Genomic DNA, 24,455 nt, shown 5'->3' on the forward strand with positions numbered 1-24,455 from the left:
AGTATGCCGGAGGCACCTCGAGCAAGGGTTCGACGGGTGAATCACGCCGGAGGCAAGTGCCAACTCGCGTCATTCTGGTAAGGGTTGGCCCGCAGCGACGCGTATCCAGTGCGCGTCACGACAGGTTTCAGGGAATGGGGGCGTTCCGGTGGGCGGCAACGGCAGCAGCGGTGCGACCGCTGAGAAACGCCCCAACGACAAGCTGAGTTCGTGGTTCGCGCGCAGCGGTTGGTCCAAGGGCGAGCTCGCCCGGCAGGTCAACCGCAGAGCCCGGCAGATGGGCGCCCACCACATCTCCACCGACACCTCGCGGGTACGCCGTTGGCTCGACGGCGAGCAGCCGCGTGAGCCGATCCCGCGGATCATGTCGGAGCTGTTCTCCGAGCGGTTCGGCTGCGTCGTCGCCGTCGAGGACCTGGGACTGCGCTCCGCCCACCAGTCGCCGTCCGCCTCCGGCGTGGACCTGCCCTGGACGCCGGACGGCACCGTCGCACTGATCAGTGAATTCTCCCGCAGCGACCTGATGTTGGCGCGGCGCGGCTTCCTCGGGAGCTCGCTCGGACTCGCCGCGGGGCCCGCCCTCGTCGAGCCCATGCAGCGCTGGCTCGTGCCTACGCCCGCGGGCTCCGCGCCCGGCGGCGCGGAGGTCAAGGAGGCGGCAGCTGCCCGCCGACCCTCGCGCCTGTCGGATCCGGAGCTCGATCTGCTCGAGTCGACCACCGTGATGTTCCGCGAGTGGGACGCCCAGTGCGGCGGCGGGCTGCGCCGTAAGGCCGTCGTCGGCCAGCTGCACGAGGTGACCGACCTGCTGCAGGAGCCGCAGCCGGAGGCCACCGCGCGGCGCCTGTTCAAGATCGCCGCCGAACTGGCCGAGCTGGCGGGCTGGATGAGCTACGACGTCGGTCTGCAGCCCACCGCCCAGAAGTACTTCGTCCTCGCGCTGCACGCCGCCAAGGAGGCCGGGGACAAGCCCCTCGGCTCGTACATCCTGTCCGGCATGAGCCGCCAGATGATCCATCTCGGCCGCCCGGACGACGCTCTCGAACTCATCCACCTCGCCCAGTACGGCAGTCGCGACGTCGCCACCCCGCGCACCCAGGCCATGCTGTATGCGATGGAGGCCCGGGCGTACGCCAACATGGGCCAGCCCAGCAAGACCAAACGCGCCGTGCGGATGGCCGAGGACACCTACACCGACGCGGTCGAGTTCGCCGAGCGCGAGCCGGACTGGATCCACTTCTTCTCGGAGGCCGAGCTCAACGGGGAGAACGCCCACTCGTACCGCGACCTCGCCTACGTGGCCGGCCGCAGCCCCACCTACGCCTCGCTCGCCGAACCCGTGATGCAGCGGGCCGTCTCGCTCTTCGGCGCCGACGAGGTGCACCAGCGTTCCTACGCCCTGAACCTGATCGGCCAGGCCACCGTCCACCTGCTCCAGCGCGAGCCGGAGGAGAGCGTGCAGCCGGCCAAGGAGGCGCTCTCCATCGCCCGGCGGGTCCGCTCCGAGCGGGTCAACACCCGGCTGCGCAAGACCGTCGCCACCGCCGTACGCGACTTCGGTGAGGTCGCCGAGGTCATCGACCTCACCGAACAACTCGCTGCCCAACTCCCGGAGTCCGCCGAAGCCGGCTGACCGGAACCACCGAATCCCCGGCCGCGGCCGGCCTCCCCGAAACGCCCGACTCGGCTCCCCCACGCCAGGTCGTCACGGAGGGCCGTCGCGGCCGGTTTCTTTTCCCCGCGGACGGTACGGGCCACCGGGCCCCGAGGCCGGGAGTTCATGACCGCGTAACACGTACGACCCAGTCGTCACCGGTGCGAAACATCGAGCGGCATCCCCGGAAACGGTGCTGCGCGAATGTCTGGATCCCAAGGGGGTGCTGCGCAAGCCGCACGGCCGCCGGCACCTCTTCAGTGGCCCACCCCTCATGACCGCACTGGCTCAGCCCGCACGGGCCGCACGACGACGAGGAGACGCCGATGCCCCCAGGCATCACGCTGGCCGCAGATGCCCCGGAGCTCTCTGCCGCCAACACCGGATTCATGCTCATCTGTTCCGCCATGGTCATGCTGATGACCCCGGCCCTCGCCTTCTTCTACGGAGGCATGGTCCGCGTCAAGAGCACGCTGAACATGCTGATGATGAGCTTCATCAGCCTCGGCATCGTCACGATTCTGTGGGTGCTCTACGGCTTCAGCATGGCCTTCGGCACCGACAACGGCAGCCTGGTCGGCTGGGACGCCGACTACCTCGGCCTCAGCGGGATCGGGGTGACCGAGCTGCTCGACGGCGGCAGCATCCCGCTCTTCGTCTTCGCCGCCTTCCAGCTGATGTTCGCGATTCTCACGCCCGCCCTGATCAGCGGTGCGCTCGCCGACCGGGTGAAGTTCACCGCCTGGGCGCTGTTCATCGCCCTGTGGGTCACCGTCGTCTACTTCCCGGTCGCGCACTGGGTCTGGGGCTCCGGCGGCTGGGCGTTCGAACTCGGCGTGATCGACTTCGCCGGCGGCACGGCCGTCCACATCAACGCCGGTGCCGCGGCCCTGGGCGTGATCCTGGTGATCGGCAAGCGGGTCGGTTTCAAGAAGGACCCGATGCGGCCGCACAGCCTCCCGCTGGTCATGCTCGGCGCGGGCCTGCTGTGGTTCGGCTGGTTCGGATTCAACGCCGGTTCCTGGCTGGGCAACGACGACGGCGTGGGCGCCGTGATGTTCCTCAACACCCAGATCGCCACCGGCGCAGCGATGCTGGGCTGGCTCGCCTACGAGAAGATCCGGCACGGCGCCTTCACCACCCTCGGTGCCGCCTCCGGTGCGGTCTCCGGTCTGGTGGCCATCACGCCGGCCGGCGGATCGGTCAGCCCGCTCGGCGCGATCGCCGTCGGTGTCATCGCCGGTGTGCTGTGCGCCATGGCGGTCGGTCTCAAGTACCGCTTCGGCTACGACGACTCGCTCGACGTGGTCGGCGTCCACCTCGTCGGCGGCGTCATCGGCTCGCTGCTCGTGGGCTTCTTCGCCACCGGCGGTGTGCAGTCCGACGCCGCGGGTCTCTTCTACGGCGGCGGGCTCGACCAGCTCTGGAAGCAGGCCGCGGGAGTCTTCGGAGTCCTCGCGTACTCGCTCCTCGCCTCCGCGCTCCTCGCTCTGATCATCCACAAGACGATGGGCATGCGCGTCACCGAGGATGACGAGGTCTCCGGCATCGACCGGCTCGAGCACGCGGAGACGGCGTACGACTACAGCGGAGCGGGCGGCGGTTCGGCCCGCGGCACGGGCACGGTGCCGCAGGCGGCGACCGCGGCGCAGAACACGAAGGTGGACGCATGAAGCTCATCACGGCGGTCGTGAAGCCGCACCGGCTGGACGAGATCAAGGAGGCCCTGGGGGCCTTCGGGGTCCAGGGACTCACGGTCACGGAGGCCAGCGGCTACGGCCGGCAGCGCGGCCACACCGAGGTGTACCGCGGCGCCGAGTACACCGTGGACCTCGTACCGAAGATCCGGATCGAGGTCCTGGTCGAGGACGACGACGCCGAGCAACTGCTCGAGGTGGTCGTGAAGGCCGCCCGTACCGGCAAGATCGGCGACGGCAAGGTCTGGAGCGTCCCGGTCGAGACGGCGGTACGCGTACGCACCGGCGAGCGCGGTCCCGACGCGCTCTGACCGACATCGAGCAAGGAGCTGATCGGTGACGCGTGTCGACGTGCCGGCGAAACCCGGAGACCCGTCCGAGCCCGAAGCGGGCAAGGACGACACCGAACCAGGCGGCTATGCGGCGGCCCGGCTGCGACTCCTCCAGGAGGAGTCGCGGTCCGGGCCGCCGCGCCGTGCGGCACTCGCCGAGCTCACGGACGACTGGCTCGGCTCCCTGTTCGACGCCTCGGCGCGCGAGGTGCGCGGCGCGGCCCTGGTCGCCGTCGGCGGCTACGGGCGCGGGGAGTTGTCGCCGCGCAGCGACCTCGACCTGCTCCTGCTGCACGACGGCCGGGCGGACCCCGGCGCGGTCGCCGCGCTCGCGGACCGGATCTGGTACCCCGTCTGGGACCTCGGCATCGCCCTCGACCACGCCGTGCGCACTCCGGCGGAGGCCCGCCGTACCGCAGGCGAGGATCTCAAGGTGCAGCTCGGGCTGCTCGACGCCCGGCACGTCGCCGGCGACCTCGGCATGACCACCGGCCTGCGCAGCGCGGTACTCGCCGACTGGCGCAACCTCGCCCCGAAGAAGCTGCCCGCCCTCCAGGAGCTCTGCGCCGAACGGGCCGAACGCCACGGCGAGTTGCAGTTCCTCCTCGAGCCCGATCTGAAGGAGGCCGAGGGCGGACTGCGGGACGCCACCGCACTGCGCGCCGTCGCCGCCTCCTGGCTCGCCGACGCCCCGCGCGCCGGACTCGCCGAGGCCCGCCGCCGTCTGCTCGACGTCCGGGACGCCCTGCATCTGACCACCGGCCGCGCCACCGACCGGCTCACGCTGCAGGAACAGGACCAGGTCGCCGCCGAACTCGGCCTGCTCGACGCCGACGCCCTGCTGCGCCAGGTGTACGAGTCGGCCCGCACCATCTCCTACGCGGGCGACGTCACGTGGCGCGAGGTCGGACGCGTGCTGCGGGCGCGGCAGGTACGGCCGCGGCTGCGCCGGATCGTGGGGGAGCGGAGCGACTTCGTCCGACGCAGGGTGGTGGGTGACTCGCGTTCCGGCGGCAAGCAGGCACCGGACCGCACCCCGCTCGCCGAGGGTGTCGTGGAACAGGACGGCGAGGCCGTGCTCGCCCGTGCCGCCCGGCCCGAACGCGACCCCGTACTGCCGCTGCGGGCCGCCGCCGCAGCCGCGCAGGCCGGACTGCCGCTCTCGCCGCACGCCGTGCGCCGGCTGGCCGCGGCCGCACCGCCGCTGCCCACGCCCTGGCCCGCCGAGGCGCGCGAACAACTGGTCACCCTGCTCGGCGCCGGGCGTTCGACCGTCGACGTCTGGGCCGCGCTCGAGGCCGAGAGTCTGATCGGTGCCCTGCTGCCGGACTGGGAGCGGGTACGGTGCCGGCCGCAGCGCAACCCCGTGCACACCTGGACCGTTGACCGGCACCTGGTGGAGACCGCCGTCCGCGCGGCCGGTCTGACCCGTCGCGTACAGCGTCCCGACCTGCTCCTGGTCGCGGCCCTGCTGCACGACATCGGCAAGGGGTGGCCGGGCGACCACTCCGTGGCCGGCGAGGTCATCGCGCGCGACGTCGCCGCGCGGATCGGCTTCGACCGCGCCGACGCCGCCGTGCTGGCCACCCTCGTACGTCATCATCTGCTGCTCGTGGAGACCGCTACCCGGCGGGACCTGGACGATCCGGCGACCGTGCGGTCCGTCGCCGAGGCGGTGTCGAGTGTGCGCACGCTCGAGCTGCTGCACGCACTGACCGAGGCGGACGCGCTGGCCACGGGGCCCGCGGCGTGGTCGAGTTGGCGCGCCTCGCTGGTCGCGGACCTGGTGCGGCGGGTGGCGGCGGTGCTGGCCGGTGAGCCCGTACCCGAGGACGAGCCGGCCACCGTCACGGCCGAGCACGAACGCCTCGCCGTCGAGGCGTTCCGTACCGGCGGGCCGGTGCTCTCGCTGCGGGCCAGGACCGAGGAGGCGGTGGACCCGGACGGCGACGGGGCGGAGGCCGTGCCCGAGCCGCTCGGCGTCGAACTGCTCATCGCGGTCCCGGATCGTGCCGGGGTGCTGCCCGCGGTGGCCGGGGTGCTCGCGCTGCACCGGCTGACCGTACGGACAGCGGAGCTGCGGGCGGTGACGCTGCCCGCGGAGGTCGCGTCCCGGACCGGGGCGTCCGGGCCGGTGCTGCTGCTCGACTGGCGGGTGGCGGCCGAGTACGGGTCGCTGCCGCAGGCCGCACGGCTGAGGGCGGATCTGGTCCGGGCCCTGGAGGGCTCGCTCGACATCCCCGCACGGCTCGCGGAGCGGGACGCGGCGTACCCGCGCAGGCGCGGGGTCCCCGCCCCGCCACCGCGGGTGACGGTCGCGGCCACCACGTCCAGGCGCGCCACGGTGATCGAGGTCAGGGCGCAGGACGCCCCGGGTCTGCTGCACCGGATCGGCCGGGCTCTGGAGGCCGCGGACGTGACGGTGCGCAGTGCGCATGTGTCGACGCTCGGAGCGAACGCGGTGGACGCCTTCTACGTCACCGGGGGCGACGGGGAGCCGCTGCCGGGGGAGCGGGCGGCAGGACTGGCGCAGGCGGTGGAGCAGGTGCTGCGGGCCTGACTCCGGCACCGGCACCGGAAGGATGCGGGCACCGTGGGTGCTCCCGCTCCACGTACGGATACCCTGGAGGACGACCCACCCCGCCCCCGACCGACGAGGATCTGCGACCGCCGTGTTCGACACTCTTTCCGATCGCCTCGCAGCGACTTTCAAGAACCTCCGCGGCAAGGGGCGTCTGTCCGAGGCGGACATCGACGCCACAGCACGCGAGATCCGCATCGCGCTGCTCGAGGCGGACGTCGCGCTGCCCGTGGTGCGCGCCTTCATCAAGCAGATCAAGGAGCGGGCCACCGGCGCCGAGGTCTCCCAGGCGCTGAACCCCGCACAGCAGGTCATCAAGATCGTCAACGAGGAGCTTGTCGGCATCCTCGGTGGTGAGACCCGCCGCCTGCGGTTCGCCAAGAACCCGCCCACCGTGATCATGCTCGCGGGTCTGCAGGGTGCCGGTAAGACCACGCTGGCCGGAAAGCTCGGCCAGTGGCTCAAGTCCCAGGGCCACTCGCCGCTCCTCGTCGCCTGTGACCTGCAGCGCCCCAACGCCGTGAACCAGCTGAGCGTCGTCGCCGAGCGCGCCGGCGTCGGCATCTACGCCCCCGAGCCGGGCAACGGCGTGGGTGACCCGGTCCAGGTCGCCAAGGACTCGATCGAGTACGCCAAGACGAAGGTGCACGACGTCGTCGTCGTCGACACCGCGGGTCGCCTGGGTATCGACCAGGAGCTGATGCAGCAGGCCGCGGACATCCGCGACGCGGTCAGCCCCGACGAGGTTCTCTTCGTCGTCGACGCGATGATCGGTCAGGACGCGGTGAACACCGCGGAGGCCTTCCGCGACGGCGTCGGCTTCGACGGTGTGGTGCTCTCCAAGCTCGACGGTGACGCCCGTGGTGGTGCGGCCCTGTCGATCGCGCACGTGACCGGCAAGCAGATCATGTTCGCCTCCAACGGCGAGAAGCTGGACGACTTCGACGCGTTCCACCCGGACCGGATGGCGTCCCGCATCCTGGGCATGGGCGACATGCTGTCGCTCATCGAGAAGGCCGAGCAGACCTTCAGCCAGGCCGAGGCCGAGAAGATGGCGGCCAAGCTCCAAAAGGGCCCCAAGGAGTTCACGCTCGACGACTTCCTGGCGCAGATGGAGCAGGTCAGGAAGATGGGCAGCATCAGCAAGCTGCTCGGCATGCTGCCCGGCATGGGCGACGTCAAGGACCAGATCAACAACCTGGACGAGCGGGACGTCGACCGGACCGCGGCCATCATCAAGTCGATGACCCCGGGGGAGCGGTCCGAGCCGACGATCATCAACGGCTCGCGGCGTGCGCGTATCGCCAAGGGTTCGGGTGTCGACGTCAGTGCGGTGAAGAACCTGGTGGAGCGGTTCTTCGAGGCGCGCAAGATGATGTCGAAGATGGCGCAGGGCGGCGGGATGCCGGGTATGCCGGGGATGCCTGGATCGGGTGGTGGCCCGGGCCGGCAGAAGAAGAAGCAGAAGCAGGCCAAGGGCAAGCAGCGTTCGGGCAACCCGATGAAGCGGAAGCAGCAGGAGCTCGCGGATGCGCAGCGGCGTGAGGAGGCTGCGCAGCAGGGCGGTGCGTTCGGCCTGCCGGCCGGTGGGCAGGGTGGGCAGGACTTCGAACTGCCTGACGAGTTCAAGAAGTTCATGGGCTGAGGTTCTCGGCCGAGACTTGGTGGCCCGTCCGGTCAGGGGATGCCCTGCCGGGCGGGCCTTCTCGTATGCCGGAGGGGCTCAGAGGATCGTCGTCCCGTTGGCCAGGCCCGTGGGCGGGAGGCCGAGGGACGTGGCTGCGGTGGCGCCTACGTCGGCCAGGGTGCGCGCGTCCGGGAGATGGCGGCGGGCGGTGGCCTCGGGGCGGTGGACGAGGACGGGGACGTACTCGCGGGTGTGGTACGCGTGGCCGATCGTCGGGTCGTTGCCGTGGTCGCCCGTGACGATCAGACGGTCGCCGGGGGAGTCGAGGACTTCGAGGAGCTGGGCCAGGCCGGCGTCGGCCTGTTCCAGGACCTCGCCGTAGCGCGCGGTGTCCTGCTGGTGGCCGGCCAGGTCGGTCTCCTGGACGTTGGCGACGACCAGGGAAGGGCCGGAAGCGGCGGTGCGTACGGCGTCGAGGGTGTGCCCGAGGACCTCGATGGTGGGGACGGCCGGGCGGCGCAGCGCGCTCTCGCACTCCAGGATGTCGGCCGCCTTGCCGACCAGGGTGACGGGGACGCCGGCCCGGGCGGCCAGTTCCGGCAGTTGGCGGGTGTGGTCGAGCGGGGCGCCGAGATGCTGCACCTCGAGGCCGCCGTTCTTGTAGAAGCCGGTGGCGGGGGTGTCGAGGCCGACCGTGGCCGCATCGCCCTCGCGTACGTAGTGCTCCAGCGGTTCGGCCGCGTGGCCGCCCACCGCGATGACGCGGGCGACCGGAGCGACGGCGCGTACCACCCGGGCGACGGACAGGGTCGAGGAGAAGGGGAGGTCCTCGAGGCGGCCCGAGGCGTTCCAGTTGATGCCGGGGTCGGCCTCCAGGTTGTCGTGCACCAGGACGGCGCCGTCGACCACCAGGAGCGGCTTCCCGTCGAGCGTGGCCACCGAGTGGCCCGCCCGGCGCAGCGCGTCGGTCACCTCGTCCAGGTGCTCGCCGAGTCGGGCGACCGTCACCCGGCTGAAGTCGGCACCCATCATGGTCTGGTGGCCCGCGAAGGTGTCCGCGCCGGGGTAGCCGAGCGCGGCACGGCCGAAGGCGACCGGGAGTTCGGTGTGCGCGGCCAGGTCCGGGTGCGGGTGCACCAGGCCGAGACCGAGCGCGCCGAGGGCGCGCAGCCGCAGCGGCCGGCCGAGTTGCTCGCGGCAGTGGTCGAGGACATGCCCGCAGGTGTCCGCGTGCCGGTCGCCCGGTCGCAGTGCCCCGGCGTCGGGCATGGCGCCGACACCGAAGCCGTCGAGCACCACGATCACGGTCCTGCCGGAGGGCCGGCCGGTCCCGGTCGCCCCGTTCGTCTCGTTCGGGCCGGGTGTCCTGCTCATCGTGCTGCCTCCTGGTACGGGCGGCCGAGTGCGTCGTAGCGGCCGACCAGGCGGGGGGCTCCGGCCGAGAGCCCGGCGACGACGGCGACCGTGCTGCGCGTGACGAATATCTGCGTACGGAAGGCCAGCAGCGCGGTGTCGCCGGGCTCGACGCCGGCGGACGGGCGGGCGAGCAGCCGGTAGTAGTCGATGTTGCCCGCAGGCGCGTCCTCCACCCGCAGGCGCTCCCCGGTGCGCGGCAGCAGCGCGTCCTTGATGCCGGCCCGCGGGTAGAAGCCGCCGCCGAACACGGCCGGGCGGCCGTCGGCGAGGGTGTGGGCGACCTCGGTGACGTAGACGTAGCCGGGCTTCTCCGGCTGGTGCGGGTCGATCGCGTGCTGCGGGGTGGTGCCGGTCAGCGCGTGGCCGGGTTCGCCGTGGGTGGCGCCGAGTTGGGCGAGCAGCGGGAGCGAGGAGACGGAGGTGGCGCTCGGGGCGCTCAGGCGCAGGCCGGTGTGTCCGCGGGCGGCGAGCCTCGCGTGGGCCTCGCGGGCCAGCTCGAAGGTGCGCGTCGGCCGCGGAACGCCGGTCTCCGCGTCGCAGAGCACACACGGGAACGCGGTCACTCCGCCGATCCGTACGCCCTCCAACTGCTCGGCGGCCGCGGCGAACGCGTCGATGTCGGCGAGCGGGACGCCGCCTTCCTGGCCGGGGTAGACCGAGCCGGCGGCGCCCTCGACACGGATCAGGATGTCCTGTACGAAGCCGAGTGCGCGCGCGGCCTCCGACACGGCACGGGCGTTGGCCGTGTCGAAGACGGTGACCGTCTCGGGGCGGGTGGCGAGCAGTTCGGGCAGGGCGCGGCGGGGGATCTGGACCAGGTGGCCGAGGTTGCCGGGTTCCGCGCCGGCCGCGTGCAGGGTGCGGGCCTCGGGGACGTCGATGGCCGCGTACCGCGGGATGTGCCGGGCGACGGCCTTGATCAGCTCGGGGTTGCGGCCGACCTGCTTGACCACGAACCACAGGCCGAGGCCCAGCCGTTCGGCCGTCTCGGCGAGCAGGCGGGCGTTCTCCTCGACCGCGTCCAGGTCGATCACGTACGTGTCGGGCGGGATGGCTCCGGAGGCGTGCAGGGCGGCCGCCGCGTCGGCGAGTCCCGGGTTGCGGGCGAGCAGGGTGTTCAGGAACACGGGGCTTCCTAGGAGTTGCGCAGTTCGTGCAGGGAGCGGCGGAGGATGTCGAGTACGAGGTCCGCGCCGGCCCGCATCGGGTTGATGCGTACGGTCCAGTCGGCGAGGTCCGGGGCGTCGTCGAGGGACGAGCTGGACATCCGGTAGAAGAGCGGCGCCACCTCGTAGCGGGAGTTGGAGCCGACCGGATAGGGCGCGGCGCCCAGCCGGGCCGCGACGTCCGGGAGCCGGCGCGCCACCGGGCGCTCCAGGCGGACCAGGAGGCAGCGGTCCTGGGCGTTGGCGAGGCGTACCTCGGCGACGCCGTCGACCTCACCGGCCGCGAGCCGCTCGGCGACCTCCGCGCCGACCTGCGACTGCACGGCCCACATCACCGGTACGTGGGTGAGGGCGCGCAGCGCGTCGAGGGCCTGGTGGCCCTGGACCTGCCCGCCGCCCGAGTAGTTGTCCGTGCGGACCTTCTCGACCAGGTCGCGGGCGCCGACGACCGCGCCGACTCCCTCCGGTCCGTGCAGCTTGAACAGCGAGAAGCAGGAGGCGTCGGCGCCGAGTTCGACCCCGGAGCGGGGCACCCGGCAGACCGCGTAGTTGTCGTCGACGAGGGTGCGTACGCCGGCGGCGCGGCAGGCCGCGAGTACCTCGCCCGGGTCGTAGGAGTCGCCGAGCCGCTGACGGGTGTGCTGGACGTACGCCCACGCGAACCGGCCGCTCGCCAGGGCCTGCCGGAGGGCCCCGGGGTCATTGAGGTCGACTTCGACCTGGTCGACGCCGAGTCCGCGCAGGGTGACGGCGGTGCTCCGGTAGACCGGCGCGCGATGGAGGAGCAGCGGGTCGCCGGGGCCGACGGCGGCGGCGAGCGCCGCGCGGATCGCCCCGGTGCCCGCGCCCTGGACGAGCGCGGCGTCCTCGGCGCCAAAGAAGTCGGCCAGTACGGACTCCACGCGCGCGGTGGTCCGCGGGCGGCCGAGCCCGGGGACGACGCCCGCGTCGGCGGTGAACAGCTGCTCGCCCTCGAAGCGCGCGGCGATGCACTCCAGGAGCCGGAACTGGCGGGTGAGCGCGTCCGCCAGCGGGACCGTGTCCAGCGGGAACGTCTCGGGCAGGCCGGGCCCGACGGTGGGCGCTCCCGTCGTGTCGTGCGGCATCAGAACTCCTCGCTGCTCGCGCCGGTCAGGAAGCGCAGGGGATTGCGCCGGGTCATGAGGTCGATCAGGTCCTCGTCCACCCCGGCGGCCCGCGCCTCGGCGAGGAACGACCGGAACAGATGCCCGTAACCCTGACCGCCTTCCGACTCCAGATAGCCGTGCCGCGAGATGTCGCAGCTCAGCAGCACCCGATCGGCGTGCCCCGCGTCGAGGAGCGCGAGCAGCAGACGCAGCCGCTCGGCATCGCTCCGGTACGCCGACTTGCCGACGGTGTCGAAGGCGACGTACGCCCCGGCCGCGGCGAGCTCGCGGTGTACGGCCGGATCGTCCAGGAGGTCCTGGTGGCCGATCGAGATCCGCTCCGGGGCCAGGCCCGCGCCGGTGAGCAGGTCGAGCTGGGCGAGTCCGCCGCGGCCGAGCTGGGCGTGCGTGGCGACGGAGAGGCCGGTCGCGACGGCGGCCTGGGCCGCGGCGAGCAGCGAACGCGTCTCCGGTTCGCTCGGCCGGTCGCCGTGGCTGCCCACCTCGCCGATCACGCCGGGATGTACGCCGGTGTCGTCGATGCCGTCGGCGATCTCCCGGACCAGCGTGGTGGCCAGGTCCGCGACCGAGCTGCCGGCGATCTCCGCGGGGTGGAACGGCTCGTAGTACCAGCCGGTCGCCGCCACCACGGCGATCCCGGTCTCGGCCGCGATCCGGACGAGGGCCCGGGGGTCGCGGCCCATGCCGCGGCAGGTCAGTTCGAGCACCAGGCTCAGGCCGAACTCGGCGCGCAGGGCGGCGAGTTCCTTGGTGACGGCCGGGGCGTGCAGGGCCGGGTCGAGGACGGCGGCACCGTCGCCGGTGCGATCGAGGTCGAGGACGAGGTGCTCGTGTGCGAGTGCCGGGCCGTCGATGTCGTCGGCCGGGAGCGGGCCGAGAACGGTCTGCAGTGTGTTCATGACGGTGCCTTACGTCGGCCGGACGCGGAGTGGGCGGCCGGTTCCGTGGCCGGCTCGGGGGTGACCCGGGCCGTGGGCCGTGCCGGGTCAGCTCTTGATCGGGGTGAAGAGGTCGAGCCAGTACAGGATGTTGAGGAGTACTCCGCCGACGATGACGGCGGCGGGTGCGGCGGCCATCTTCACGACCGGGCGGCCCATCGCCTCGTTCAGCAGATACAGACCGCCGACGATGAGGATGCCGAGCCCGCCGCCCATCGCGTTCGCGGCCATCAGCGAACCGAAGAGGATCGCGAGCCCGAGCGCTTCGGTGATCGCACTGCGCAGGTGCTCGGAGGAGTCGCGGACACTGGGCAGCTTGCCCAGGGCCTTGCCGATGTACGACAGGGCGAGCACCTCGACGGCGAACACGGCGGCGCCGACGACCGCCGCGAGCACCGGGTTCGGCAGCAGGTAGCCGATCGGGTACACCAGGGTGAAGCCCGCGATGCCGTACGCGCCGGAGGCGAGCGCCGTGGTCGCGATCAGCGGGATGAAGCCGAACACCCGGTAGAAGTCGACCTGTGCGGCCTCCGCGTACTGCCCCTTGGCGATCAGGAAGCTGGTCGCCTCACCGCCGCCGAAGATCTTCATCTGGGCCAGCACACAGACGCCGGCGCCGAGCACCATGAACAGCGGCAGATACTTCCTGAGCCGGGCCGCGCTCGCGCTGAACAGCGAGGCCATCGGGTCGTCGGCGTCGGCCGTTTCGGCCTTCGGCTTCGGGTCCTTCCCGGAGTCTGCCGCGGCCTTCTCGGAGGCGGCCCGCTCGGCCTGACGCGCCTTCAGGTCCTTCTGCACGGCGAAGCCGATCAGGGCCAGGACACCGACCGCCATCGCGAGTGCGCCGGCGAACATGTCCGGCCACAGCTTCATCGTCATGACGACCAGGGCCAGTTCGATCACACCGACGATCCCGCCGCGCAGCCGTCCGAACTGCTTGGTCACGGCGAGCACCGGGAACAGCGTGAACAGGAACAGGATCGGCGTGGACATCTCCTGCATGGCGGTCAGGAAGTCCACCGGCAGATCGTGGGCGACGTCGTTCGCACCGTTCAGGCCGAAGACGACCACGGCGCCCCAGCCGGCGCCGAGCAGCGGTGCGATCCACTTCCGCGGCGCGAGCAGGCCGAGGATGTCCGTGGGCAGGAACAGCAGCCAGGGGTTGAGCACTCCGGACGCCAGCGCCATCGGTGCGCCGAGCCCGAAGATGAAGCCCGCCGACAGTCCGAACGACACCGCGGTGGTGGCGCTGCGGGTGGTGCGGCCCTGGATGAAGTCGAGCATGAACGGGCGTACGCCGTCGTTGAAGACGGCGAGCGCCATGTGCGAGATGAAGGCGGTCAGGGCGCAGAGCGCGATGACGGTCAGCTGCTGGGCGACCGAGAGATTCAGGCTGGTGCCGGCCGCGAGCACGGAAGTGAGCTGATCTGCGGGGGCGTTACTCACGGGATACTCCTTGCTGCCCTGCGGGGACGGTCAGGGCTACTGCGCTGCCCTGCGGGACCGTCAGGGCTTCGGCACGGGGGAGGTGCGCGCCGGTGGGGAGCCGGCCGGGGTGGGGCCCGGTGCGCGACGGTGGTGCGGGGTCAGGCGCGCGCGGCGATGGCGCGGGCCAGCATGGGGGCGACGGTGTCGATCTGGTCCATGGCGAAGCCGAAGACCTTCTTTCCTTCCGCCAACAGGGAGTTGACGTCGTCCTCGGTGGGCACGGAGCGGCCGAAGGTGTGGCACGCGGCGTTGCCCATCAGGCCGACGAGGACGCCCAGCGACGCACCGGCGCCGGTGTGGCAGGTGCCGAGGTAGTAGTCGGCCTGGCCGGCGCGGAGCTTCATCGCGGCGTCCATGTCGCTGGACTCGACGGCTTCGACGCCGTCGAGGCCGAGCGCGTTGACGGTGCGGGTGACCTCGACCTTGCCCACGCCGCCGGTGAGGATCTTCGTCATGGCTGGTCCTTCTCTCTGGATGTCTTGCTGGGTACGGGGCCGGGGTCCGTCAGCCGGCGGGCGACTGCTGGGCCAGTACGGCGAGATGCAGGCCGAGGAAGTTGACCTCGGACTCGGGGAGGGCGGCGCCGAGCCGTCCGGCGGCCCGGGCGGCGACCTCGCGTGCCCTGGCCACCGCCTCCGGGTGGTCGGCCAGCTCGGCCGCGACCTGGTCGTCGGTGCGGAACTCCTCGATCGGCTCGCCGTCGAGGAGCCGGGTGAGCGCCATCATCAGGTGGCTGGTGAGCATGCCCGCGGTGTCCTCGGTGACGTCCTTGCCCTCGGCCGCGAGGGCTTCGAGCTCGGCGGTGACGAAGTCGGCGACCTCGGGGCGGACCTGACCGCCGTCGCGGAACAACTGGATGCGGAGCGCGAGTCGGTCGTCCATGGTCTTCCTTCGGTGGCGCGGGTGGTTCCTGGTGGGTCGGGCGGGCGGTCCGGGGTGGCGGCCGCGCGCGTGGTCTCAGTACGACGGGATGCGCTCGCCGCGCAGCACCTCGCTCTGCAGTGCGGTGATCAGGGACAGGTCGAGCGCCTCCCGTACGGCCTGGAAGGCGGCCGCACTGTTGGCGCGCCCGACGATCGCGGCGCTCGAGTTCCTGAGCGCCAGTTCGCGGGTGACCTCGTCGCCGAGCGGCAGCACGTCGGCCAGTTCCTCGCCGAGCCGGCCCTGCACCTCGTCGACGTTCCAGACGGTGGCGTCGGCCCTGGCATGGGCGAACAGATCCCGCAGCTGCATGTACGAGGCCTCGACCCACTCGATGTCGGAGCGCCCCGCGAACGCCTTCTCGGCGAGCAGGACCTGGTCCCGTGAGCTGTGGTCCACGGCCACCCGCAGCCCGTGGTCGTGCACGGTCGCGCCCCGGCGCAGCAGCAGCCCGTGCGCGCCCACGTAGGTGGCGGGCCCGAGATCGGCGATCAGCTTGACGGAGTGCTCCTCGACCAACTGATCGGCGGCGAGCCGGGACAGGACGACGAGGTCGACCTTGCCCTCGAGCAGCGCGCCGATACGAGCCGTGGCGCCACGCATGAAGGTGATGGCGAAGGGGGCACCGGCCTGCTCGAAGGCCGCCCGCAGTCCGGTGGCGAGGCCCTCGTAGCGGCGCGAGTAGGGCAGCGGCATCGCGGCGAGCAGGGTGCCGAGTCCGGAGAGCCGCCAGAGTATGGCGCGGTCCGAGGCCACCAGGAAGGTGCCGAGGTGGCCGCGCGCCTGGGTCTCGATGGCGCCGGCCGACTCCAGGAGGCGGAGGCCGGCCTGCACGGTGCCGTTCCCGACGTGCAGTTCCTGGGCCAGGTCACGGACCCGGGGCAGCCGGGTGTCGGGCTCGTGGTGCAGCAGCAGAACCGCGAGCCTTCGGGCGGTGAGCCCGTTGCGCGTCAGGAAGCGATCGTCGAAACCGTTCACACAATGGACAGTAACCAGGATCCTGGATACTGGCAACTGCCCATCTGCGTCGATATTCAACTCCGGTCTCGATCGTGAAGCCGCTCATACCCGGAATGCCCGAAAGATCGCCATCTCGAATAGTGGCGAGCGCGTTGACCAGCCCCGTACCTCCGCGCGACCGCACCGACCAGCCGTGGCGATCCGAAGGCCCCCCGCCCCCGCCCCCGCCCCCGCGCAAGCGGATGCCCGGCGGCTGGCGCAGCCTGATTCTCACCGCCCTCACGGTCTTCCTGCTGACCAACCTGGCGCTCTCACTGTTCGGTGAGGACGAGCCGAAGACGATCTCGTACACCGAATTCAGCAAGCAGGTCACCACGGGCAACGTGGAGAAGATCTACGCCAAGGGCGACGAGATCCAGGGCGACCTCAAGAAGGACGCCAAACTCCCGGGCGACGGCGACAGTTACGACAAGTTCTCCACCCGGCGCCCGAGCTTCGCCGACGACAAACTCTGGGGCGAACTCACCGAACAGAACGTGGTGGTCACCGCCGAGCCGGTGTACAAGGAGCCGAACCTCTTCACCAATCTGCTGATCTCGCTCGCCCCGCTCCTCCTCCTGGTCGGTCTGTGGATCTTCATCTCCCGCCGGATGGCCTCGGGCATGGGCGGCGGCGCCGGCGGCATGCTAGGCCGGAAGACACCGCCCGAGCCGGTGGAACTCGAGGCGGCCCAGCGCACCACCTTCGCCGACGTGGCCGGTATCGACGGGGTCGAGGGCGAGCTCAGCGACGTCGTCGACTTCCTCAAGAGCCCCGACGCCTACCGCAGTCTCGGCGCCAGGATGCCGGGCGGTGTGCTCCTCGCGGGCCCCCGGGCACCGGCAAGACTCTGCTCGCCCGAGCGGTGGCCGGCGAGGCCGGAGTGCCGTTCTTCTCGGCCTCCGCCTCCGAGTTCATCGAGATGATCGTCGGCGTGGGCGCCTCACGGGTGCGGGAACTGTTCGCCGAGGCCCGCAAGGTGGCGCCCGCGATCATCTTCATCGACGAGATCGACACCATCGGCCGGGCCCGCGGCGGCGGTTCCGGCATGGGTGGACACGACGAACGCGAGCAGACGCTCAACCAGATCCTCACGGAGATGGACGGTTTCAGCGGCTCCGAGGGCGTCGTCGTCATCGCCGCCACCAACCGCCCCGACATCCTCGACCTCGCCCTGACCCGCCCTGGCCGCTTCGACCGCACGGTGATGGTCAGCCCGCCCGACCGGAACGGGCGCGCCGCCATCGTGGACATCCACACCCGCCACATCCCGCTCGCCGACGACGTCGACCTCACCCAGGTGGCCCGTACGACACCGGGAATGACCGGCGCAGACCTCGCCAATCTCGCCAACGCGGCGGCTCTCCTCGCCGTCAAGCGCAAGCAGCGGCAGGTCACCGCGGCAGACTTCTCCGACGCCCTCGAGAAGGTCCGACTCGGTGCTGAGCGGCCCCTGGTGATGCCCGCAGAGGAACGCCGCTGCACGGCGTACCACGAGAGCGGCCACGCACTCCTCGGCATGCTGCAGCCCGGCGCCGACCCGGTCCGCAAGATCACCATCGTGCCGCGCGGCCGTGCACTGGGCGTCACGCTCTCCACGCCCGACGCCGACAGATACGCGTACACGGAGGAGTATCTGCGCGGCCGGATCATCGGTGCCCTCGGCGGGATGGCGGCCGAGAGTGTGGTCTTCGGTGTCGTCACCACCGGCGCCGAGAGCGACCTCGAGCAGGTCACCAATCTCGCCCGCGGCATGGTCGCCCGCTGGGGGCATGAGCGAACGCGTCGGCCGGCTCTCCGCCCTGCCGAGCACCTCCCAGGAGCCGTACGGACTGGCCGCAGCTCCCGTCACCCTCGACACCATCGACAACGAGATGCGCCGCATCGTCGACGAGTGCTACGAGAGCGCCTGCCGCCAACTCCGCGACCAGCGCGACAAGCTCGACGCCCTCTCCGAGGCACTCCTCGCCAACGAGACCCGCGACGAGGCCGAGGCCTACCGCGCGGCCGGCATCACCCGCCTGGCCAAGCCCGCTTACTGAACCCGCCGGAGATACGCCTTCACCGGGTACGCGCGATCAAGTACCGGAACACATGCGGCATCCAGACCGTGCCGTCCCGGCGGACATACGGATGCAGCGCCTCCGCCAGCTCCTTGGCCACCTGCTCCCGCTCCGAGTTCCGGGTCGCCGCGTCGAACAGCCCCGTCGACATCAGGCCGCGCACCGCACTGCGCACATCCGCGTACCCGAACGGGCAGGCCACCCGTCCGGATCCGTCCGGCACCAACCCCGCACGCGCCGCCGCCTCCTCCAGATCGTCCCGCCGGGCGGAACGCCAACTCCCGTTCCCGCGCAGCGGATCGGCGAGGCGGGTCGCCAACCGCAGTACCGAAGTCGCCGCGCAGCGTTCGGGCGGCCCCCAGCCGGCCAGCACCACCGTGCCACCGCGTCCGACGAGCGGCAGCGCCTCGGCCAACTGCCCGAGCAGCGCGTCGAAGTCCCCGTCCACCGCACCGATCGGCGAGAAGGCGGTGACCAGGTTGTACGGCGATCCCCCCGGCGGGGCGGCGTCCGCGGGCCCGCCCTCCACCAGCCGCGGCGCATCCGCGGACCGGCCGCCCTCGTCGGCCTCGGCGTCAACCGCAGACTCCAGTCGTTCGCCCGCGAGTGCGAGCAGTTCCGGTGCACCCGAATCCACTCCCGTCACGTCCGCCCCACGCCGCGCCGCGAGCAGCAGCGCGAGCCCGGAGCCGCAGCCGAGGCCGAGGAGGCGGGTGCCGGGCCCGACCTCCAGGCGCTCGTACACGGCCTCGTAGAGCGGAACCGGCATCCGCTCCTGGATCTCCGCCCAGTCGCGAGCGCGGGACCGCACCTCGGGGTCCCGGCCGGTCGCCGGTCGCGGGCCGTGTCGTCGGGCGAGCGTAGGTGTCATGGAAGCCCCAATCGCCGAGAGCCGGCTGGAGAGTTCAGCGGTGTGCCCCGTTGGTCCGTCCCCGTGCCCGTGCGCCCCCGTATGCCAGAGAACTCCCCATCCGCCGTGCCGTCCAGAGGGCGTCGGGCACCGCTTGCGTCCGGCGCCGGCGCCGGCGGTACGGGAGAAATCGGCACGCGCATCCACAGCCTCGCCCCGTACCATGCGCGCCATGGCAAAGGCTCCCGTACTCACGCCCCAGGCGGACGACTTCCCCCGCTGGTACCAGGACCTGATCACCAAGGCGGAGCTCGCCGACAACGGTCCGGTGCGCGGCACCATGGTCATCAGGCCGTACGGCTACAGCCTGTGGGAGCGGATGCAGCAGGAGATGGACGCCCGGATCAAGCGGGCGGGCGCCGAGAACGCCTACTTCCCGCTGTTCATCCCGCAGTCCTACCTGACCAAGGAGGCCGAGCACGTCGAGGGCTTCGCCCCCGAACTCGCCGTGGTCACGCACGGCGGCGGCAAGGAGCTCGACGAGCCCGTCGTCGTCCGCCCGACCTCCGAGACGGTGGTCAACGCCTCGTTCGCGAAGTGGGTGCAGAGCTACCGCGACCTGCCGCTGCTCATCAACCAGTGGGCGAACGTGGTCCGTTGGGAAATGCGCCCCCGCGTCTTCCTGCGCACCACCGAGTTCCTCTGGCAGGAGGGCCACACCGCCCACGCCACCTACGAGGAGGCCCGCGCGTACGCCGAGCACATCCACCGCGAGGTCTACGCCGACTTCATGGTGAACGTCCTCGGCATCGACGTCGTCCTCGGCCGCAAGACCCCGGGCGAACGCTTCGCCGGCGCCATCAACACCCTCACCCTCGAAGGCGTGATGCGGGACGGCAAGGCCCTGCAGATGGGTACCAGCCACGAACTCGGCACCAACTTCGCCAAGGCCTTCGGCACCCGCTACCTCTCCAAGGGCGGCGAGCAGGAACTCGTCTGGCAGACCTCCTGGGGCTCCTCGACCCGCATGGTCGGCGGCCTGATCATGGCGCACGGCGACGACCAGGGCCTCAGGGTGCCGCCGCGGCTCGCCCCGGTGCAGGTCGTGGTGCTCGCCATCAAGGACGACCCGGCGGTCCTCGAACAGGTCCACGCGATCGGCGAGCGCCTCACCGCGGCCGGAGTCCGGGTGCGCGTCGACGACCGTACGGACACCCCGTTCGGACGCCGCGCGGTCGACTGGGAACTCAAGGGAGTACCGGTACGCATCGAGGTCGGCCCGCGTGATCTGGAGAACGGCACCGTGGTGCTGGCCCGCCGCATTCCCGGCAGCAAGGAATCGGTCGCTCCGAACGCCGTCGACGCACTCGTCCCCGACCTCCTCGAGGAGGACCAGCAGCGGCTGCTGTCCGAGTCCCGGATCCGCCGCCAGGCCCTGACCTCCGAGGCCGCCACGGTCGAGGAGGCCGCGGACGTGGCCCTCGCCGGGGGAGTGGCCCGCATTCCCTGGGCCACCCTCGGCGAGGAGGGCGAGGCCCGCCTGGCCGAACACTCGGTCTCCGTACGGTGCCTGATCGCCGAGGACGGGGCGGTGCCGGACCGCGACGACGCACCGGGTAACGTCGCCCTCGTCGCGCGGGCGTACTGAAAGTACTGACCGGGTCACGTCCCGCCGGAGCGGATCCCTTCCGACCGGAGGGAACCCCGAGGGCGGGGAGCCCGTCGGACGGGAGACCACTCCGGAAGGCTCCAGTGCGGGAACCGCTCCCTCCGGGGCGGAATCGGCCGAAACACCCCTTGCGCCGCCCCCGACATCAAGGGCCACGTCCGGCGGACCTGCGCTACGCGTGGATGCGTACCTGGTACTACGTACCGCCTTGTGCTGAGATCCCCCGGCTTCTCGGTACATCTGCGCACCCGCCCTCGTCCGGACGCATCAGCGGCAACTGACTGGTACGTGCAAATTATTTGGGATGGCCCGGAATAGGAACAAGGAGCCACCCCGGCTCGTTGTCACGACGTGAGCACGACACCAACTGTTCTCGCCGCAGAGCTGGCGCAGGCGTGGGCCGACATTCAGCGGTACCACCCCGAGCTGCCGGATCTAGCCGCGCCCGAATCCCTGATCGGAGAGTCCTCGTCCGCCTGTGGCGCCGAGCTCTCCTTCGAGCGACTGCTGCATGAGGCAGTCCACGGCATCGCCGCCGCACGCGGCATCCGTGACACCTCACGCGCAGGCCGCTACCACAACCGCCGATTCCTGGCGATCGCCGAGGAGTTGGGCCTCGACCACCCCGAGGAGCCGCATCCCAGCAGTGGCTTCTCGCTGGTCGCACTCAACCCCGAAGCGAGACGGCGCTACCGGCCGACGGTCGAGCGGCTCGAGCGCGCGCTGCGCGCCCACACCGCCGCGACCTCCAAGGACACCGCACGCTCGTTCCGCGGACCTGCCGCACGGCACGGTTCGTCCGGCGGTGGCGTCCGCGTCAAGGCCGTCTGCGACTGCGGGCGGAACGTCCGCGTGGTCCCCTCGGTCCTCGCCCAGGCGCCGATCATGTGCGGCGGCTGCGGCAAGCCGTTCCGCATCCCCGAGGTGGTGGCCGCGGTGGGATGACCGCCGGTGCCGTCCGGGCGGCCGCTGCCGATCGTGGGTCCACGCCGACCTCCCACGACCTGCGGTCGGCCGCCCCGTGCGGGCCGCGAGAGGGTCCGGCGAGGCCCGTTCCGGCCGCGGTCGGCGGCCCCGAGGGGCTGTGGCACAATGGCTAGCTGTACTCGACAGCCGCACAGGACCCCTCTCTCCTCCGGCTGACGCGTCCATCGGGCACGCGAGTACCGCAACCCCACGCGGCATCACGTTGTGCCCACCCACGTCAAGACCAGGAGACACCACTCCAGTGGCAGTCAAGATCAAGCTGAAGCGTCTGGGAAAGATCCGCGCGCCTCACTACCGCATCATCGTCGCCGACTCCCGCACCCGCCGTGACGGCCGGGCCATCGAGGAGATCGGCCTGTACCACCCGGTGCAGAACCCGTCGCGCATCGAGGTCGACGCCGAGCGCGTGGCCTACTGGCTGAGTGTCGGCGCGCAGCCGACCGAGCCGGTCATGGCCATCCTCAAGAAGACCGGCGACTGGCAGAAGCACAAGGGCGAGCCCGCGCCGCCGCCGCTGCTTCAGCCGGAGGAGAAGGCGGCCCGTCCGACCTTCGACGTCGTGAGCGCCGAGGACGGCCCGAAGGGTGAGGCGATCACCCAGAAGGCGAAGAAGTCCGACAAGAAGGACGACGCCGAGAAGGCCGACGCGTCGGCGTCCGCCGAGTCGACTGAGGCCTGAGCATGCTCGAGGAGGCTCTCGAGCACCTCGTGAAAGGCATCGTCGACAACCCCGACGACGTGCAGGTCGCCTCGCGCAACCTGCGCCGCGGGCGTGTACTCGAGGTGCGGGTCCACCCCGAAGACCTCGGCAAGGTGATCGGTCGTAACGGCCGCACCGCACGCGCCCTGCGCACCGTCGTGGGTGCCATCGGCGGCCGTGGTGTCCGCGTCGACCTCGTCGACGTGGACCAGGTCCACTGAGTCGTACTCCGGCTCTCGGACCCATCGCAGCACCGGCTCGGGCCGGGGCGGGCACCCGCAAGGGACCCGCCCCGGCCCGTCGTCGTACGACAGGAGAAGGCACGTGCAGTTGGTAGTGGGACGCATCGGCCGTGCCCACGGCATCAAGGGGGAGCTCACCGTCGAGGTGCGCACCGACGAGCCCGAGCTGCGGCTCGCCCCGGGCGCCGTCCTGACGACGGACCCGGCGTCCACCGGGCCGCTGACCATCGAGTCGGGCCGGGTGCACAGCGGCCGGCTGCTGCTCCGTTTCGTGGGCGTACGCGACCGGAACGCCGCAGAGGCGCTGCGCAACACCCTGCTGATCGCCGAGATCGACCCGGAGCAACTGCCCGATGCACCGGACGAGTTCTACGACCACCAGCTCATCGACCTCGATGTGGTGACCGTGGACGGCGCCGAGGTGGGCCGGATCACCGAGATCTCGCATCTGCCCTCGCAGGACCTGTTCATCATCGAGCGGCCGGACGGCAGCGAGGTCCTCGTACCGTTCGTCGAGGAGATCGTCACCGAGATCGATCTCGACGAGCAGCGCGCCGTCATCGACCCGCCGCCCGGGCTCATCGACGACCGCGCGGAGATCGCCTCGGCGCGCGAAGCCGAGAACGACGGCGACCCGGGGCGGCCGGCGGAGGACGCAGGCTGATGCGGCTCGACGTCGTCACGATCTTCCCCGAGTACCTCGAACCCCTGAATGTCTCCCTGGTCGGCAAGGCACGCGCGCGCGGCCGCCTGGACGTCCAGGTCCACGACCTGCGCGAGTGGACGTACGACCGGCACAACACCGTCGACGACACCCCGTACGGCGGCGGCCCCGGCATGGTCATGAAGACCGAACCTTGGGGTGACGCCCTCGACACCGTCCTCGCCGACGGCTACGAGCAGGGCGCATCGGGCCCGGCGCTCGTCGTCCCCACCCCCAGCGGCCGGCCCTTCACCCAGGCGATGGCCCAGGAGTTGTCCGAACAACCCTGGCTGATCTTCACGCCCGCCCGCTACGAGGGCATCGACCGCCGGGTCGTCGACGAGTACGCGACCCGTATGCCGGTCTACGAGGTATCCATCGGGGACTACGTCCTGGCGGGCGGTGAGGCCGCGGTCCTGGTGATCACCGAGGCGGTGGCCCGGCTGCTCCCGGGAGTGCTGGGCAACGCGGAGTCGCATCGCGACGACTCCTTCGCCCCGGGCGAGATGGCCAATCTGCTCGAGGGGCCGGTGTACACCAAGCCCCCTCAGTGGCGGGACCGCGGAATCCCGCCGGTGCTGCTCAGCGGCCACCACGGCAAGATCGCCCGCTGGCGCCGGGACGAGGCACTGCGCCGCACCACGGCCAACCGTCCCGACCTGGTGGAGCGTCTCGACCCCGGCACGTTCGACAAGTACGACCGCGAAATGCTGTCCATCCTGGGCTGGGCACCGGAACCCGGTGGCCGATTTTGGCGCAGGGCCGACGCCGTGGAAGAATAGGCCGCTGCTGTACGTCCGGCGTGCGCCCCTGCCACAGGGGGATACGACGCCCGTCCGACGCGATCAGCACCCACATACCTCTCACGAATCCGTTGATGACCTGTGGCATCAGCGAGGAAGCAGACGATCATGGCTAACCTGCTCGACTCCGTCGACTCCGCGTCGCTGCGCGACGACGTCCCGGCCTTCCGCCCGGGCGACACCGTCAACGTCCACGTGCGCGTCATCGAGGGCAGCCGCTCCCGTGTGCAGCAGTTCAAGGGCGTCGTCATCCGCCGGCAGGGCTCCGGCGTCCGCGAGACCTTCACGGTCCGCAAGGTCTCCTTCTCCGTCGGCGTCGAGCGCACCTTCCCGGTGCACACCCCGATCGTCGAGAAGATCGAGCTCGTGACCCGCGGTGCCGTCCGCCGCGCGAAGCTCTACTACCTGCGCGACCTGCGCGGCAAGGCCGCGAAGATCAAGGAGAAGCGCGACAACTGATCTCGTGCAGGC

Annotated in this window: 21 protein-coding genes and 1 pseudogene; 13 read left to right on the forward strand and 9 right to left on the reverse strand. The window is 71.5% G+C overall.

The window, feature by feature from the left end; translation table 11 throughout:
* Window positions 1-148: 148 nt before the first annotated feature.
* From DSC45_RS30275 to ffh, 5 genes are all read left to right on the forward strand, one after another.
* On the forward strand, window positions 149-1,633 hold the full coding sequence (locus tag DSC45_RS30275; protein WP_119295183.1) for a transcriptional repressor NsdA: 1,485 nt from the start codon (window positions 149-151) through the stop codon (window positions 1,631-1,633).
* A 347-nt stretch (window positions 1,634-1,980) separates the two neighbouring features.
* Window positions 1,981-3,327 carry an ammonium transporter gene (locus DSC45_RS30280; protein ID WP_119295184.1) on the forward strand — a complete coding sequence of 449 codons (1,347 nt, stop codon included), beginning with the start codon at window positions 1,981-1,983 and terminating at the stop codon, window positions 3,325-3,327.
* Window positions 3,324-3,662, forward strand: coding sequence for a P-II family nitrogen regulator (locus DSC45_RS30285; RefSeq protein ID WP_119295185.1), 339 nt, complete (start codon window positions 3,324-3,326; stop codon window positions 3,660-3,662). The genes DSC45_RS30280 and DSC45_RS30285 overlap by 4 nt, the downstream gene beginning before the upstream one ends.
* 25 nt (window positions 3,663-3,687) lie before the next feature.
* Window positions 3,688-6,243, forward strand: coding sequence for a [protein-PII] uridylyltransferase (locus DSC45_RS30290; protein WP_240434929.1), 2,556 nt, complete (start codon window positions 3,688-3,690; stop codon window positions 6,241-6,243).
* 112 nt (window positions 6,244-6,355) lie between these two features.
* Window positions 6,356-7,909, forward strand: coding sequence for a signal recognition particle protein (gene ffh, locus DSC45_RS30295; RefSeq protein WP_119295186.1), 1,554 nt, complete (start codon window positions 6,356-6,358; stop codon window positions 7,907-7,909).
* A gap of 78 nt (window positions 7,910-7,987) precedes the next feature.
* Here ffh and DSC45_RS30300 read toward each other — a convergent pair whose 3' ends face one another.
* The 8 genes from DSC45_RS30300 to yhfZ form a co-directional block, all read right to left on the reverse strand.
* Entirely contained in the window at window positions 7,988-9,265 is a 1,278-nt protein-coding gene (locus DSC45_RS30300) for a phosphopentomutase (RefSeq protein WP_119295187.1), read from the reverse strand.
* Window positions 9,262-10,434 carry an alanine racemase gene (locus DSC45_RS30305; RefSeq protein ID WP_119295188.1) on the reverse strand — a complete coding sequence of 391 codons (1,173 nt, stop codon included), beginning with the start codon at window positions 10,432-10,434 and terminating at the stop codon, window positions 9,262-9,264. The genes DSC45_RS30300 and DSC45_RS30305 overlap by 4 nt, the downstream gene beginning before the upstream one ends.
* A gap of 8 nt (window positions 10,435-10,442) precedes the next feature.
* Window positions 10,443-11,579, reverse strand: coding sequence for an aminotransferase class V-fold PLP-dependent enzyme (locus DSC45_RS30310; protein ID WP_119295189.1), 1,137 nt, complete (start codon window positions 11,577-11,579; stop codon window positions 10,443-10,445).
* On the reverse strand, window positions 11,579-12,520 hold the full coding sequence (locus tag DSC45_RS30315; protein ID WP_119295190.1) for a phosphotriesterase family protein: 942 nt from the start codon (window positions 12,518-12,520) through the stop codon (window positions 11,579-11,581). The genes DSC45_RS30310 and DSC45_RS30315 overlap by 1 nt, the downstream gene beginning before the upstream one ends.
* 87 nt (window positions 12,521-12,607) lie before the next feature.
* Window positions 12,608-14,005 carry a YhfT family protein gene (locus tag DSC45_RS30320; RefSeq protein ID WP_119295191.1) on the reverse strand — a complete coding sequence of 466 codons (1,398 nt, stop codon included), beginning with the start codon at window positions 14,003-14,005 and terminating at the stop codon, window positions 12,608-12,610.
* Window positions 14,006-14,145: 140 nt separating this feature from the next.
* Window positions 14,146-14,502 (reverse strand): DUF2620 domain-containing protein, encoded by a 357-nt coding sequence (locus tag DSC45_RS30325; protein ID WP_119295192.1) that lies wholly within the window; start codon window positions 14,500-14,502, stop codon window positions 14,146-14,148.
* Between the two features lie 49 nt (window positions 14,503-14,551).
* Window positions 14,552-14,929 carry a PRD domain-containing protein gene (locus tag DSC45_RS30330; RefSeq protein ID WP_119295193.1) on the reverse strand — a complete coding sequence of 126 codons (378 nt, stop codon included), beginning with the start codon at window positions 14,927-14,929 and terminating at the stop codon, window positions 14,552-14,554.
* 75 nt (window positions 14,930-15,004) lie between these two features.
* Complete coding sequence (yhfZ, locus tag DSC45_RS30335) at window positions 15,005-15,946, reverse strand: GntR family transcriptional regulator YhfZ (RefSeq protein ID WP_119295194.1); 942 nt, start codon at window positions 15,944-15,946, stop codon at window positions 15,005-15,007.
* A 134-nt stretch (window positions 15,947-16,080) separates the two neighbouring features.
* Here yhfZ and ftsH point away from each other — a divergent pair.
* Window positions 16,081-18,009: pseudogene (ftsH, locus tag DSC45_RS30340) on the forward strand (ATP-dependent zinc metalloprotease FtsH).
* A 19-nt stretch (window positions 18,010-18,028) separates the two neighbouring features.
* Here the strand turns inward: ftsH and DSC45_RS30345 are convergent.
* On the reverse strand, window positions 18,029-18,901 hold the full coding sequence (locus DSC45_RS30345) for a methyltransferase domain-containing protein (protein ID WP_119295195.1): 873 nt from the start codon (window positions 18,899-18,901) through the stop codon (window positions 18,029-18,031).
* Window positions 18,902-19,112: 211 nt separating this feature from the next.
* On the opposite strand from DSC45_RS30345, the gene proS reads away from it, so the two are divergent.
* The 7 genes from proS (at window position 19,113) to rplS (ending at window position 24,443) form a co-directional block, all read left to right on the forward strand.
* The gene (proS, locus tag DSC45_RS30350; RefSeq protein ID WP_119295196.1) at window positions 19,113-20,528 is read left to right on the forward strand and encodes a proline--tRNA ligase; all 1,416 of its coding nucleotides are present in this window, start codon (window positions 19,113-19,115) and stop codon (window positions 20,526-20,528) included.
* A 372-nt stretch (window positions 20,529-20,900) separates the two neighbouring features.
* Window positions 20,901-21,494 carry a hypothetical protein gene (locus tag DSC45_RS30355; protein WP_119295197.1) on the forward strand — a complete coding sequence of 198 codons (594 nt, stop codon included), beginning with the start codon at window positions 20,901-20,903 and terminating at the stop codon, window positions 21,492-21,494.
* A 283-nt stretch (window positions 21,495-21,777) separates the two neighbouring features.
* Window positions 21,778-22,215 carry a 30S ribosomal protein S16 gene (gene rpsP / locus DSC45_RS30360; RefSeq protein WP_119295198.1) on the forward strand — a complete coding sequence of 146 codons (438 nt, stop codon included), beginning with the start codon at window positions 21,778-21,780 and terminating at the stop codon, window positions 22,213-22,215.
* 2 nt (window positions 22,216-22,217) lie between these two features.
* Window positions 22,218-22,457 carry an RNA-binding protein gene (locus DSC45_RS30365; protein WP_119295199.1) on the forward strand — a complete coding sequence of 80 codons (240 nt, stop codon included), beginning with the start codon at window positions 22,218-22,220 and terminating at the stop codon, window positions 22,455-22,457.
* 103 nt (window positions 22,458-22,560) lie between these two features.
* Window positions 22,561-23,142, forward strand: a complete 582-nt coding sequence (gene rimM / locus DSC45_RS30370; RefSeq protein ID WP_119295200.1) for a ribosome maturation factor RimM — start codon at window positions 22,561-22,563, stop codon at window positions 23,140-23,142.
* Window positions 23,142-23,963 (forward strand): tRNA (guanosine(37)-N1)-methyltransferase TrmD, encoded by an 822-nt coding sequence (gene trmD, locus DSC45_RS30375; protein WP_119295201.1) that lies wholly within the window; start codon window positions 23,142-23,144, stop codon window positions 23,961-23,963. Before rimM ends, trmD begins: the two co-directional genes overlap by 1 nt.
* Window positions 23,964-24,092: 129 nt before the next feature.
* Entirely contained in the window at window positions 24,093-24,443 is a 351-nt protein-coding gene (gene rplS, locus DSC45_RS30380; protein WP_119295202.1) for a 50S ribosomal protein L19, read from the forward strand.
* Window positions 24,444-24,455 lie beyond the last annotated feature (12 nt).

Source organism: Streptomyces sp. YIM 130001 (assembly GCF_003574445.1).
Lineage (GTDB): Bacteria > Actinomycetota > Actinomycetes > Streptomycetales > Streptomycetaceae > Streptomyces.

Excerpts from the sequence above, each read along its gene's own strand:
- DSC45_RS30280 (WP_119295184.1), top strand. The coding sequence starts at position 1,981 with ATGCCCCCAGGCATCACGCTGGCCGCAGATGCCCCGGAGCTCTCTGCC.
- DSC45_RS30285 (WP_119295185.1), top strand. The coding sequence starts at position 3,324 with ATGAAGCTCATCACGGCGGTCGTGAAGCCGCACCGGCTGGACGAGATC.
- DSC45_RS30300 (WP_119295187.1), bottom strand. The coding sequence starts at position 9,265 with ATGAGCAGGACACCCGGCCCGAACGAGACGAACGGGGCGACCGGGACC.
- DSC45_RS30310 (WP_119295189.1), bottom strand. The coding sequence starts at position 11,579 with ATGCCGCACGACACGACGGGAGCGCCCACCGTCGGGCCCGGCCTGCCC.
- DSC45_RS30315 (WP_119295190.1), bottom strand. The coding sequence starts at position 12,520 with ATGAACACACTGCAGACCGTTCTCGGCCCGCTCCCGGCCGACGACATC.
- DSC45_RS30325 (WP_119295192.1), bottom strand. The coding sequence starts at position 14,502 with ATGACGAAGATCCTCACCGGCGGCGTGGGCAAGGTCGAGGTCACCCGC.
- DSC45_RS30330 (WP_119295193.1), bottom strand. The coding sequence starts at position 14,929 with ATGGACGACCGACTCGCGCTCCGCATCCAGTTGTTCCGCGACGGCGGT.
- DSC45_RS30345 (WP_119295195.1), bottom strand. The coding sequence starts at position 18,901 with ATGACACCTACGCTCGCCCGACGACACGGCCCGCGACCGGCGACCGGC.
- proS (WP_119295196.1), top strand. The coding sequence starts at position 19,113 with ATGGCAAAGGCTCCCGTACTCACGCCCCAGGCGGACGACTTCCCCCGC.
- DSC45_RS30365 (WP_119295199.1), top strand. The coding sequence starts at position 22,218 with ATGCTCGAGGAGGCTCTCGAGCACCTCGTGAAAGGCATCGTCGACAAC.
- trmD (WP_119295201.1), top strand. The coding sequence starts at position 23,142 with ATGCGGCTCGACGTCGTCACGATCTTCCCCGAGTACCTCGAACCCCTG.
- rplS (WP_119295202.1), top strand. The coding sequence starts at position 24,093 with ATGGCTAACCTGCTCGACTCCGTCGACTCCGCGTCGCTGCGCGACGAC.